General features: G+C 33.7%; 8 protein-coding genes. 3 read left to right on the forward strand and 5 right to left on the reverse strand.

Going from position 1 to position 14511, the window contains the following annotated elements; all coding sequences use genetic code 11:
• Position 1 precedes the first annotated feature (1 nt).
• The 3 genes from HM987_RS03670 to HM987_RS03680 form a co-directional block, all read right to left on the reverse strand.
• Positions 2-1447 carry a RimK family protein gene (locus HM987_RS03670; protein WP_179005334.1) on the reverse strand — a complete coding sequence of 482 codons (1446 nt, stop codon included), beginning with the start codon at positions 1445-1447 and terminating at the stop codon, positions 2-4.
• A 162-nt stretch (positions 1448-1609) separates the two neighbouring features.
• Entirely contained in the window at positions 1610-2032 is a 423-nt protein-coding gene (locus HM987_RS03675) for a hypothetical protein (RefSeq protein ID WP_179005336.1), read from the reverse strand.
• Between the two features lie 351 nt (positions 2033-2383).
• Positions 2384-4141: a M14 family metallopeptidase gene (locus HM987_RS03680; RefSeq protein WP_179005338.1), complete on the reverse strand. Its 1758-nt coding sequence runs from the start codon at positions 4139-4141 to the stop codon at positions 2384-2386.
• A 396-nt stretch (positions 4142-4537) separates the two neighbouring features.
• Here HM987_RS03680 and ctlX point away from each other — a divergent pair, with 396 nt between their 5' ends.
• On the forward strand, positions 4538-5470 hold the full coding sequence (ctlX, locus tag HM987_RS03685; protein ID WP_179005340.1) for a citrulline utilization hydrolase CtlX: 933 nt from the start codon (positions 4538-4540) through the stop codon (positions 5468-5470).
• Positions 5471-5667: 197 nt separating this feature from the next.
• On the opposite strand, the gene HM987_RS03690 is transcribed toward ctlX, so the two are convergent.
• Together HM987_RS03690 and HM987_RS03695 are read right to left on the reverse strand one after the other, a co-directional pair.
• The gene (locus tag HM987_RS03690) at positions 5668-7722 is read right to left on the reverse strand and encodes a tetratricopeptide repeat-containing sensor histidine kinase (protein ID WP_179005342.1); all 2055 of its coding nucleotides are present in this window, start codon (positions 7720-7722) and stop codon (positions 5668-5670) included.
• Positions 7723-8143: 421 nt separating this feature from the next.
• Positions 8144-11377, reverse strand: coding sequence for a VIT domain-containing protein (locus HM987_RS03695; protein WP_229724575.1), 3234 nt, complete (start codon positions 11375-11377; stop codon positions 8144-8146).
• 178 nt (positions 11378-11555) lie between these two features.
• Between HM987_RS03695 and argS the strand changes: the two genes are divergently transcribed.
• Positions 11556-13346, forward strand: a complete 1791-nt coding sequence (argS, locus tag HM987_RS03700; protein ID WP_179005344.1) for an arginine--tRNA ligase — start codon at positions 11556-11558, stop codon at positions 13344-13346.
• Positions 13347-13458: 112 nt separating this feature from the next.
• Positions 13459-14511: a helix-turn-helix domain-containing protein gene (locus tag HM987_RS03705; protein ID WP_179005345.1), complete on the forward strand. Its 1053-nt coding sequence runs from the start codon at positions 13459-13461 to the stop codon at positions 14509-14511.

The raw sequence follows: 14511 nt of genomic DNA on the forward strand, positions 1-14511 counted from the left end.
ATTAGTCGAGTCGTTTTTTTAATGCTGAAAGAATTTCGGTGTAAATCAAATCACCATAATAGTCATCTTCTACACCAAAATCGATGTTTGGGTTATCGTTGATTTCAATAACCATTAATTTGCCATCTACCACTTTAATGTCAATGCCATACAGTCCTAAACCCATCAATTTTGCCGATTTTAAAGCGATGTCGATTACGTTTTTTGGAACGTCTTCAATAGGTAAACAATCTGCATTGCCATCTTGTTCATTTTTGTCTTCGGCTTTCCAGTTGTAAATCTGCCAATGGCCTTTTGCCATATAATAGCGACAAGCGTAAAATGGCTTATTATCAATAATGCCAATGCGCCAATCGTAGTCTGAAGGGCAAAATTCTTGTGCGATTATTAAGTCAGATTCTTTAAGCATTTCAGTAACCAAGACATCAAATTCTGCTTTAGTTTTTGCTTTTTTCACTCCAAATGAAAATGTAGAATCTGGTGCTTTTAATACACAAGGCAATCCTGTTTGTTCCAATACAGCCTTGCGGTTATTACTATGTACAATTACTGTTTTTGGCGTTGAAATATTGGCGTTGTTCATGGCCTCTGCCATATAAACTTTATTGCAGCATTTTAGAATCGCATCAGGGTAATCGATTATGGCAATACCTTCTTGCTGTGCTTTTCTGGCAAAGGTATAAGCTTCGTTGTTTACTTCGGTGCTTTGTCTTAAAAACAAAGCATCGAAAGAGGATAGGCGCGATAAATCCTTGGGTTCAATGATCTCAGCATAGATGTTCATTTTTTCAGCAACTTCAATAAACTTTTTTAAAGCTTTAGCGTTGCTTGGAGGCGCAGGATCGTTTGGGTTGACCAAAATCGCCAAATCAAAATCGTAATTGGCCACTTTAGCCGTATCGTAACGTTTTTTAGCAAAATATTGATTGGCAAATTCGTGGACACTGGACATATGTTCTTCCGGAATTTCCGATTCTGAAATGGCCTTAATGCTCTGTATGTTCCATTTTGTGGTATGGTTAAAATTTACCCGTAAAAATGGAACTTGAAAATGCTTGTAAAAAAGTGCACTTAGGTTTTTGTATTTTTGGGCTACATTTTGCCCAAAATAGATACTCAAAGTAAAGTCTTGCGATTTTATATTTTTAAGGCTTTGCTGAATAACATCGTCAAACTCATCGGACACAATTCTAACAAGTTTTAAGGCCTTTAAATCTACAATGTTTTTTGTAGTCGGAATTGGTAAATGTCCTCTGGCTTCTGCCAAGAGCGAAACGTAATAGCCTTTGGATTGGTACGAGTAGTCCTTGCACAGATTAAATATTCGTGCGGTTTTTAATTGGGCATACTTCGGGTTTGTAAGATAATCTTGAGAGGAAATTACGGTGATGTTATCAATTGTAAAGTTCCATTTTTCAGGTTGATTTACAACAATGTATTTTTTCATTTAGAGCGCTTAACGCTATTAAAATTTTAAGCAAAATTATATTATTTTTTGATTGGTTTTACAAAGTTTTTTAAATAATTATATGATATTTTTTTAGGTGTTTTAAGATATGTGCTTGTTGTAAACGAGCGATAAGGAGTGACTGCTATATTAACAATGATTTTAATCTATCCAACCTTTTTTAATGCTATACTTACTGTAGAAATACAAAAACGTTGCAATGGCAATTACGATAATTGGGATAACTATGGAGAACAGAATTGAAACGTTTTTGATGTCGAAAAAAATTAACCAGTAAAATTCTATAAAAACCAAAACTATTAGTGCTATGGCAAAAAACAGTTTTGCAATCTTTTTTCTCATAAAAAGCATAAAACTTCCTAGCATTTCAGAAAATAATGCAATAAGAAAGGCAATGATGTACCAAACAGGAAGTGATTGGAATCTATTAAATTCTTCGGGCGATATATTGCTTTCTAAATAGTTTATTTCAAACGAACTGAAGTAAATTTCCATGATGTTCCAAAAAATAGCAAATGTTGCTATAATCCAAAAGGATGTTGGCGGTTTGTTGTTTAATGCCATGATTTAAAATGATAAAACAATTATCTTTTAAAGATAAGGAATTAACCGCGTATTCTATTGTAGTTTATTTTAATTTAAGACATTTTACCATCTGCGTAGGGACTACTATACTATTAGAAATTCAATAATATAACAAAATAGTTAAAACCAATTAGAGGTTCATATCGGGTTGAAAAATAATTATTAGATTCTTTTTTTAAAACTTTATGTATATGAAGTTGCTGACTTTTTGGATAGGTGTGGCTTACTTAATGTATAATCTGTTGAAAAGTTTCATATTTTAAAAGACCATTAATATAGGTGTTAGTTAACTGATTATAATCAAGAGAAATTGAATTTTAAAACATGTTTTTAATTGATCCGGTACAAAGGGTACTGCAAATGAGCCGTCTCATAATGTTTACTCTGCTTATGCAACCAATCTAATTGTGCATACCAATTGTTGGCAAAATCTTCATCATAGCTGATTTTTACATTGTATTCTATTTGAAGTTTAGGATTGTCTTTCAAAAGTTGCTCTGCTTTGTCTTCCCAAACATAAGGTGAAAAGCCTTCTTTTTGTTGTAAAATGGTATCAAAGAAATTCCAGTTAAAAAATGAGTCTGGAGCTTTTGGTTCTAAAGTTTCCAATAAATAACGTACGGCTTTTTGGTCCGTGGAAATGAGATAATCACCTTTTCTGAAAGTTATATTTTCCTCTGAAGTATTTATGGTTGTATCGTAATGCGGATAATGACCTTCGTAAGGCGATGTTCGGGTTTCGTAAGCGCCTATTTTATAGGACTCCACGGTTAATGTGGTATCGTTTGTAAATTCGGTCAATTTCACATTGTTCAACCTTAATAAATCAAGAACGTTATGCCAACCTTGTGGAATGACATAAGCCTTTGGGATATTGACAGAATCTGTTGCTTTGAAATAATTTTTATAGCTAACGTCTTTTGTAAACGGCTTGGATCTATCATATTTTAGACGTTTTGCTCCCGTGAATTCACTCGGTATCATTTCGCCTTCGTAGCCTTTGAATTTTAGATTTGATGACTTTGTGGTATCAACAGACCAAGTTAAGGGATAGCGTTTCCCAGCTGACCAAATTCCAGCTTGCTCCTTTCTGAGTTGAGCAATTTTATCGCCGTGTTCTTCGGTAATTTCAATCATGCTTTTCATTAATTCGTAGGTACCTTTTACACGTTGTTTGTAGGGTTTGAGCATATGTGTTTCTACCATCATTCCCAGAGTGTTGAATAAGGTGGTGTAACCTGTAGAATATCTTGGTGTATCTAAAAACTGGGTAAATCCTCTATCTGGTGTGCGATTAAACACATTAACATAAGGTGTAATGTCCCAAGACTTAGCTTCTAGTTTTTGCTCTAGTGATGGCATCATTTTAGATTGCATAAAATGACCAAGCGCACCACCTAATTTATTATGCTGCGTAAACAAATGTGTTAGGGTATATTGATAATCTGCTCCATTGCTCACGTGGTTGTCGATAAAAACATCTGGTTGCACTAAATGAAATATTTTTGCAAAAGTTCTCGCATTTTTGGTGTCCGATTTTATAAAATCCCGATTCAAATCGTAGTTTCTAGCATTCCCTCTAAAGCCGTATTCTTTTGGGCCATTTTGATTGGTTCGTGTTGTGGAATTACGGTTTAAGCTTCCGCCAACATTATAAATAGGAATAGTCACCAAAACCGTGTTTTTTGGAGCTTCAATATTTCCTTTAACGATATCTCTAAAAAGCAGCATCGTCGCATCAATACCATCAGATTCGCCAGGATGAATACCATTATTTATGAATAGAATTCTGTTGTTTTGTCTCAAATTCTCAAAATCAGCACCAGAACCCTTCATGTTCAAGGTCACTATATGAAGTGGTTTTCCGGAATCGGTTTCGCCAATGGCTTGGATTGAAATTTCAGAATAAGTATCTGCTAAACCATGATAGAAATCGATGGTTTCTTGGTAAGTAGCCGTTTCTAAACCTTCACTTTTTTCAAAAGTCGTGGTAAAATCTAGAGCAACTTTTTCGGGTTCGGAATCCGATTTTTCTGTTTTATCATTACAAGAATAAATAAGAACAAATAGAATGAGGAGTTTTTTCATGTCAGAAAATTTGCTCTAAATTTACTTATATTTATTGACATGAAAATGGTTGAAAAGTGCCATGCATTTGTTCGTCATAATCTCGAAGCATCATTTTCCTTTCTGATTAATAAAAAATTATTCTTCACTTACATATTTCAAGTTCAAAAGTTGATTGCTAGTTTTTAAGAAATATAAGGTATAGTAGTTATTGTAGAGGTTTTTTGATGTTAAATTATCTACTAATTTCTCAATTCCCATAAATAAAGTTAAGGATTGGAATATCAACATTTTTAGATAAAGAGATGACGCTATAAGTTGGTTAGAAAAACAAGACTAATTTTATAATTGTTTTAATATAACTCATGTGTAAAAATTATAACTTTGCGCAAATTTTATAACCTATACTAAACTTAAATGCAACAAACCACAAATTCCATTTTAATGATTCGTCCTGTTAATTTCAGGATGAATGAACAAACAGCTGTCAATAATTATTTTCAAGAAGATTTAGATTTAAAAAATGCTGAAATCAATACTAAGGCGCAAGACGAATTTGATGCCTTTGCCGATAAGTTGAAAGCTGCTGGTATTAATGTTATTATAGAAGACGATGACAAATTGAATGATACTCCAGATTCAATCTTTCCGAATAATTGGGTGAGTTTTCATGAGAATGGCGATGTGGCAAAATACCCAATGTTTGCAGAAAATAGAAGACGTGAGCGTCGTGATGAAGTATTTATTCGATTGGAAGACGAAGGTTTTAAAATTGAAAATATTGTCGATTACACCTCTGCCGAGCTTGAAGGTTTCTTTTTAGAAGGTACAGGAAGTGTGGCCTTGGATCGCATCAACAGAAAAGCATATTGTGCCTTATCGCCTAGAGCTGATGAGGATTTATTCATTGAGTTCTGTGAAGATTTTGAATTTACGCCAATCATTTTTACTGCCAACCAAACCGTTGACGGGAAACGACTGCCCATATACCACACTAATGTAATGATGTGTTTGGCTGAAAATTTTGCCGTGATTTGTTTAGATACCATTGACGACAAAAAAGAGCGTAAAAATGTGGTAAAACACTTAAAGCAAGATGGAAAGGAAATCATTTCTATAACTGAAGCCCAAATGCATCAATTTGCTGGAAACATGTTGCAGCTAAGAGGTAAGAATGAGCAGCGCTATTTGGTAATGAGTGAAGCTGCACATAAAAGTTTAACACAAAATCAAATCTCAACTATTGAAAAGTACTGTCCTATTCTTTCGAGTTCTTTAGAAACCATTGAAACCTGTGGAGGCGGAAGTGCACGTTGTATGATGGCTGAGGTATTTCTGCCTAGGGATTGACGATTTACGATTTTTGAATTATGATTGTAGTCGGGTTCAACTAAATCGTAATCTTAAAGAAAATATTGATTTCGGAGTTTTAATTGTTTGTTGTGAAGAGGTTTGTTGTAAAGTTTACGCTATTTAGACTTTAGATTGCTTCAACATCGCTAATTTTCGTAATTCGTAATTCGTAATTCGTAATTTCTACTTTGTAATTAAGCCTTAGCTTCAGCCTTTGGCAGTTCAACAAAGAATTTACTACCCACATTCTGCGTGCTTTCCACCCAAATTCTACCGTTATTCAATTCCACTAGATCTTTGGCAATGGATAAACCTAGACCAGTTCCTTTTTCGTTTTTAGTACCTGCGGTCGTGAAGTTTTTGTGCGCGGCAAACAATTTATCAATATTCTCTTTGGGGATACCAACGCCTGTATCTTCTACGCAAATTAGTGATTTGCCGTTGACATCGTTATTAGAGATGGTAATGACATCGCCAGTTCTACTGAACTTAACAGCATTGGTGATTAAATTCTGAATCACAATTTCAACCATACTACGATCTGCAAAAACAAAATCGCGTTGGGATTCATCAATTAGTACAATGCGCTTGTCTTCTACTTTTTGTTCCACCAAAGCGATTTTAGCGTGAAACACATCTTGAATATTAAACAACTCAGCTTTTGGTTCTAAGTTCTGCATTTGCGATTTTGACCAGTTCAGTAAATTGAATAACAAGGACGATGCATTATCGGCATTTTCGCTTAATTCAGGAATCAGTTCGTAAAATTCATCTTTAGAAATACTGTCTTCTTTCAACAAATCCAAAAATGCTTTTATGGACGAAATAGAATCTTTTAAATCGTGCGACACAATAGAAAAAAGCTTATCCTTTACTTGATTGATTTCTTCCAAATGATGTGTTTGCTCTACGATAGCATCGGTTCTAGCTTGCTCTTCTGCAAACTTAGTTTTCTGCTTATCTAAATCTTCCTTGTACGATTTTGTTTGTAAAAGGCTATAAATTAAAAGCCCTAATAATAAGGCAAAAGCGAAAACAGCAACATATAAAACCCAAGAGTTATTAATCCATGATGAGGTCGTAGCTGGTTCTTGCGCTGTACTATTGATATTGTCTTTGGCATCAGCTTTGACTTCATTTAAATCTAAAGGATCAATTTTGGTTGGAAATACAGGTTGATCGATACGAGACAATGAATCTCTTAAGCCATAGAATTTATTTTGCCAGAAAAATGCATTCTGAAAATAACCACGTGTAGAATCTAATGCAATATGAAGTTTGTAATTTTCCAGAAGTTGCGATTTATTGTCTATTTTTTGGGCAATCTCGTAAGCTTCGTTTAATTGTCTTTCGGCTAACTTTACCTTTTTATTTTTGAGGTTTAAGTTTCCTATGGCATTCAAGGCTCTTAAAATACCTTCTTTATTATCTTGTTTTCGGTTGTATTTTAAACCTTCAACTAAATATTCTGAAGCTTTTTCGTATTCATTAAAACGTAAATATTCGCTACCAAGTTTAGGCAGAATTTCACCTCGTAAATCCTGATCGGTATTTGGATTTAAAATATCGAGTGCTTTTTCATAATATTCAATAGCTTTTCTGTGTTCCTTCAACAAAGAATAAAGTTCTGCAATATTTTTAGTTGATGCTTTTATGCCATCCTTATCCTGTATCTGCTTTCTAACTTCTAAAGCTTTAAAGTTAAATTCAATAGCCTTGTCTATCTGATTGGTTTTGTAGTACGCTTCAGCCAAATTATTATAGGCAGCACTTAAATCATCTTTAAGATATTTTTTCTCGAAAATAGAAATGGCGGATAATGAGTTCTGCAAACCGATGGCGTAATTGCCACGTTTAATTTCAATAAGGCCAATACTGTTGCTCACTTTTGCGACTCCAAGTGTATCATTTAATTTTAAGTAATAATCCCTAGATTTATTGTAATTGTCAATGGCATTGAAATAATCATTTTGTTTGGTGTAGATGAGTGCCCTTAAGTAGCTGCTTTCTGCAAGACCTTTAGTGTAGTTTAATTCTTTTGAAAGTTTTGAAGTTTGGTTAACATATAGCAAAGCCTTATCATAATCCGCAGTATCATAAAGTTCATTTATGAGTACAAGCGACATATCCACTTTTGTAGAGTCAGCGTTTTGATAAGCTAATTGTACCGTAAGTTCATCTATTTTTTCAGACTGAGAAAAGATAGCAAACGATATAAGACAAACAGCTAATGTTAGTAACTGCTTCATCTTAAAATAGCGTTAAAACGAATTACGCTGTTTTGGTGCGAATAACTTTTATAGAGGGATAAAAAAAGTAAGTTAACACAAAACAATAACAACGCGGTTAATGTTTGATTATTAAGCCTCATTAATTGTTTGGGACATTGATTAATAGCCTTCCAAAAGTGCCATTATGTAACCTAATATGCTAATTATTGGGTTTTAATACCAATAAATTAGATGAAAGGGTAAATATAAAATTATTTAAAATTACCCAATCGATAAAAAACATAAATCTTAGGGGAATTACTGTTTTATCGACGAAATGCATTTTTGTTTTAGATTATTGTTAATCAGTAATTTGTGGTAATTTTAACATAGGTATTTTTATATCGGATAATAAATGCCGTTGTATGAAAATCGACAGATTTGCATCTTAATTTTCTGATTAAAAACTGAGTTTTGCAATAATCTCCTCATCATCAGATTTTGTTAATCTTATAATCTGTTTTTCTATAGACTGATTTTTTGATCCGTAATTTTTAAAGATCGTTACTTTCATGAACGTCGGGTTTTCTATTTTTTGATAACGATCTCCATAATATTTAATCTTAACAAAATAGTTGCCTTTTAAAGCTTTAGGCAACGTGAATTCTTCAGGGCCGAAACCTTGGGTCATATCTGGCGACATACAGCCACCAATTTTTGTTTTTGGATGACTGTAAAAACATTCTTCTAAATTTGGATCGATGATGTGTAAATCGATGTCAGTGTCATTATGATTCCAATCGACGACAACTCTGATGTCATAATTTATTTCGTCTATTAGTTTTTTATCTATTTCGCTGAGGTCTAAATCATCTTCATAAAGCGTGATAAGATGTTTTATTTCATTTTCAGCAATTCGTTTGATGCCTTTAAAAACTCTTCTATTTCCGTTTTCATAAATTTTTCCTGTAATAATAGAATTGAATAACTCCAATGCTTGTTGGCATTTACCAATATTTTGATACGCCAAAGCCAAATCCCTGTATGATTGGGAATCTTCTGGGCGCAGTTCTAAAATACGCATGAAGAAGAAAATTGCGATCTCATGCTGATTTTCGTATTGTAGCTGGTAAGCATATACTTTTAATAACTCGTAATTATCAAAATCCGTTTCTGCGATGTTGGATAATATTAAGTTTGAATAGGTTTGGTCTTTAAAAGTACTTGAAAAATGATTTGAAACATCCACATAATAAGCTGGCATTTTTAAATATTCATTTCTTTGGGTTAAGTAAATTTTATAAGCTTCTTCTATAGTTTTTGCTTTTCGAAGTGCATTTAAGTAATCTGTGTTTACTATTCTGTCTTTTACTTTTAATTTGCCATTATATTTTTCATAATCTACTATAGGATTGGTCGAGTTATCGATAGTTATTTGCTCATTAGTTTCAGCATTAAAAACAATAGGTAATGTGTAAGTTACACCAATTGGCTCTCCACGTTGTTTTCCCGGAATCATTTGCGGAATGGATCCTATAATAGACTTTACATGTGTTGTGATTTCATCATGAGGCGAACGAATTCTTATGTTTTCAACATTACCTTTTATATTTATAGAAAACATTACCATGACGCGTTGACGTCCAGATAATCCTAATTGATTAGCGACGGTCATGTCAAATTTTGAAATTAAATGACTTCTAATTTTTTCAGAAAGACAACTTTTTAGTTCAGTGTTGTTACCAGAACATCCAGGATAAGTTGGAGGCGTGTCAATAACTGCAAATGGGACGCTCATATCATTGGACATTGACTCATTTATTTCCATTTCTTCTGACATATAATCAATGCCATTATCAACAATAATTTCCTCAACCTCCACATTGTCTCTTACCATAACTTCCACACCTCCAAATCGTCTCGTCATTGCAGCATTTGTACTTAAAGGTCTTGACTGAATTGGTGCTTCCATTTCCAAATCGCTTTCCTCATCACTAATGGTTATATTCGTTAAGCCAAGCAAACCACTACTTTTATCATCATCCTCATTATTCATTTTCAATTGTGCCAAAACCTTATTGTATGCTTCCAATAATTCTTCGGGTGGTGTGATTTTGTAACGTATATAATCCATTACATTATCTAAAACTATGAGCGACGTATAATCTGTCACTAAATTATAATCTAAACCCAATTTTTTAATTTGGTCTTTGTTTTCTTTCGATTTTAGTTCTAATTCGTTTAATTTTTTTTGAGCCCAAATGCGTTTTACTTTTTCGTTTGTAACATTGGTTTTTGTAAGGTCAATAGTTACAGTTTTGGTAATCTCATCGCCATAACCAAAATCTAGTTTTATTTTTTCGTCTGTAAAGTTTTTACCTGTTATTGAAAAGTCAGACTTTACAGAAATCCCAGGTGTTGGATAAATTTCAATATTTTTTGAATATGAAGTAAATCCTAAAAATTTGAAAGGTTCATTTTTTGTTAATTCCAAAGCTTCAGAATTCGACGTTGTATTTAAATCGATATAAGCGCCATTAGATAATTCACTAATGTTATTTAATAGATTATGATTTGTCTTTACAATACTATTCACAATAAAAACAGGTGTTCTCTCAGTAAAATTGAGTTCGCTTAATGTGGCAATGCCATCAGAAAACAATAAAATGGCATCAGCATGTTTGTTGACGCTTAATAACGCATCATAGTTAGTGCCTCCATCGTAAACGACATGTTTTAAAGTATTAACTAAGTCGTCCGAAATTCCGTTCTTGATATCGAATTGCTTCTCGGATTTGATGGTATTACTAAACGTAATAACATTCACCGTTACATCATCTAAATAGTCTAAATAACTTTTAATAAACGCTTCTTCTTTATCAAAATCCCTTTCTGTCATGGATAAAGAAATATCCCAATAAAGATTTATGGTTTTTGGTTTTTGACGTAACCTTGGTTTCGGATCTAAGGTTTTATAGGTGTAAAAAAAGCGATCGGAAGTAATTGTTTTCTGAGCGTTATTTGGAACAGGGATTTTAATCAACAAACTTTTATTGGGCGCATAATTGGTTTTGCTAACCGATGTTTTATAGTTCTTTTCCCAATTAGAAAACTCCAAACCATTTATTTGGCCTTCGGTTATAATGGGCTTTTCTTTTTGGTCCAATACTTGAATTTCCAGTTGGAACGTTTTCAATTTATTTTTAAAATTCAGAGGAAGATTATAAAACTGGGAACCATCATTGTAAACCAATTCTTGCTCGTAAGCCAAAACCACTCTTTTGTAGCCGTTGGCTGGGATAGGGTAAATTCGGGCTTTGTAATTGTTACCTGTACCTTTTTCTAATAAAGCTGGGTCAACACCTTCTCGTACCACTTGTTCAAAAGCAATTCTACCCAATTCCTTATCCACAATGACGGCTTCTCTGAGTTTTCCGTTAACGTCTAGCGCAAAACGCGACACATTATGCCCTTTGCCTAATGGAAATGATAGTTCGCCTTCAAGGACTTCGTTTGTTGGATTGTAATACAACATATCATAAGTCGTAGTGGCTATGTTGCCAATAATATCGACCTTAATATCCAAAGAAGATAAACCTACGTTTTGATCTTTTACATTTAATGTCGGAATGTCTTGGGAATGTCCAATAGCCATCATAAATAGCATTAGAATTGAGAGCGATACATTTTTCATGGCCAAAGATTTATAAATTAAAGAAAGGAATTATTATCTACACCCAACAAGATTTATGCCGTTGTTAACATAACTTTAGAAAAGGCGGAATTATAAGTTAAAATAATATGAAACTGCTATCTTTGCCAACGTTTTAAAATACGCTGTCTACCAACAGACAGGCACAACAAAGCATACTATGAATCTACAAGAGACTTTAGAATTACATTTAAAAGCAGCGATAAAAACGTTGTTTCAATCGGAATTGGAATCGGTAGAATTTCAAGCCACTCGCAAAGAGTTTGCTGGAGATATAACGGTTGTGGTATTCCCGATGTTGCGTGTGGTAAAAGGAAATCCTGCTGTAATTGGCGAGCAAGTTGGTCAGTATTTATTGGATCATGTGGAATTGGTAAAAGGCTACAATGTGGTAAAGGGCTTTTTAAATATCGAAATCAGTGATAAATACTACCTCGATTTCTTTCAATCCGTAAAAGATGAAACTAAATACGGTTTTGTGGAGCAAAGGGACGACAAAGCGGTTATGGTTGAATATTCCTCGCCAAACACCAACAAACCTTTGCATTTAGGACATGTAAGAAATGTGCTTTTAGGGTATAGTGTGGCTGAAATTTTAAAAGCTTCTGGAAAGAAAGTTTACAAAACTCAAATTATCAACGATAGAGGCATCCATATTTGTAAGAGTATGTTGGCTTATGAAAGATTTGGAAAAGAAGAAACGCCTTCTGAAACTTTGAAAGGGGATAAGTTGGTTGGGAATTATTATGTGAAGTTTGATCAGGCTTATAAAGCAGAGATTTCAGAATTAATGACTCAAGGACATTCTGAGGAAGAAGCCAAGAAGAACGCACCAATTTTGTTGGAAGCCCAAGAAATGCTAATCAAATGGGAAGCTGGAGATAAAGAAGTTGTCGCCCTTTGGGAAAAAATGAACAATTGGGTTTACGAAGGATTCGAAGAAACCTATAAAAACATTGGTGTTGATTTTGACCAATACTATTATGAAAGTGAAACCTACCTTTTAGGAAAAGAATTCGTTGCTGAAGGCTTAAAAACTGGTGTCTTTTTTAAAAAAGAAGATGGTTCGGTTTGGTGCGATTTAACCGAAGACGGTTTGGACGAAAAAATTGTATTGCGTAGTGATGGCACTGCGGTTTATATGACCCAAGATATTGGTACAGCGATTCAGCGCATAAAGGATTATCCAGATGTTGGCGGTATGGTTTACACCGTTGGAAACGAACAGGATTACCATTTTAAAGTGTTGTTCTTAATCTTGAAAAAATTAGGATTCGATTGGGCAAAAAATCTGTTCCATTTAAGTTACGGCATGGTTGATTTGCCAAGCGGAAAAATGAAGAGTAGGGAAGGTACCGTTGTAGATGCTGATGATTTAATCCAAGAAATGGCAGATACGGCGGAAGAGATTTCCAAAGAATTAGGTAAGCTTGAAGATTACAACGAAGACGAAAAGAAAGCACTTTATAAAACCATAGGTTTGGGGGCTTTAAAATATTACATTTTAAAAGTCGATCCTAAAAAACGAATTTTGTTTGACCCAAAAGAATCTATCGATTTTCAAGGAAATACTGGCCCTTTTATTCAATATACTTATGCCAGAATTCAGTCTATTTTAAGAAAAGCCACTTCGACTCACTTCGGCTCCGCTCAGCGAGCAACTCTTAGTGACCAGATTGTATTACATGAAAAAGAAGAACAACTCATCAAACAATTAGAGTTATTTCCTGAAGCGATTCAAAATGCGGCAGAACAACATAGTCCTGCGTTAATTGCAAATTATACTTATGATTTGGTAAAGGATTTTAATTCTTTTTATCAAAACGTGTCTATTCTTGGAGCGGATTCAGATCTAGAAAAGCGTTTTAGAGTTGATTTGTCAAGATTGGTTAGTCAAACCATCAAAAACGCGTTTCAAGTTTTAGGAATTGAAGTTCCTGAGCGTATGTAGGTGTTAAGTTCAGCATCCAGAGTTGATGTGTATCGTCCTAAAAGGGGTTTAAAGTTTATAATTTTAATAACCCAAAAAATTAGGTTAAATTGTATCCAATCAATTAATTACATTGGAGATCGTTCGTTACATATTGTTTGCTCAGGTTTTTGTTGCGTTTTTTGTGGCTGGAGGTTTGTTTTTTAAAAGTAGACAACTTAGAAACATCACTTTATCTTTGTTGATTGCTCTCGTTGGTTTTCATATTCTACTGTTTCTTTTTGGATCTGGCGAATTGGTAAATTTGCATCCAGAATTTAAAAGTTGGTTTTATTACGAAATCGCATTCTTATTTGGTCCGTTGGTTTTTATTCACTTACAATGTCTTATTTTAAACAAGAAAAAGCTACAAACATTAGATATTCTGCATGGTATTCCCATTATTGTTTTTTGGATTGGTTACGGTGATGTTCTGCTCATGGAAGGTCACCTTAGAGCTCAATATATCGATGAAAACTTTTTAACAAGAACCATGTTTTGGAATTACTTATTGGCATTGCAGATGATGGTTTATGCAATTGGCTGCTCGGTTTTTCTTTATTTGAACCGCAGGGTATTGTCAGCTCAGCGACTTCAATATGCCATGTTTTTGGTAGTAGCTTATGTCTGTTCTTCAATTCTTATTTCTTATTTGACACATTATGCAGATAGTTGGAGGGATTTTGCCTGGTACTATGTGATTCTGACATTTTTAATTTTTGGCGTTGGTTATTTTTTGGTTAAAAACCCTGATTTCTTACTTCAGATTAAAACGAAGTACTTCGCCTCTAATCTCAGCCAAAAAGATATGCTAAGAATTCAGTCTAAAATTGAAAAAGCGTTTAAAGATGATCAGGTTTTTTTAGACGGTAGTTTTAGTATATCAGCATTAAGTGATTTTTTAAATGAGAAGCAACACCATGTTTCTCAAACATTTTCGGTAATCATTTTAGAGAACTTCAACGATTACGTGAATAAGCACAGAATAGAAATTGCTAAAAAACACTTACACGATTCTAAATACAGTAATTATAAAATTGAAGCTATCGCCTTAGAAAGCGGTTTTAATAATAAAGTGACGTTTTATAAGGCCTTTACTAAGTTTGTCGGGCAAACACCTTCCAAATATCGTAAATTAAAAAAGTGA

Origin of the sequence: Winogradskyella forsetii, from assembly GCF_013394595.1 — a bacterium.
Classification (GTDB): domain Bacteria; phylum Bacteroidota; class Bacteroidia; order Flavobacteriales; family Flavobacteriaceae; genus Winogradskyella; species Winogradskyella forsetii.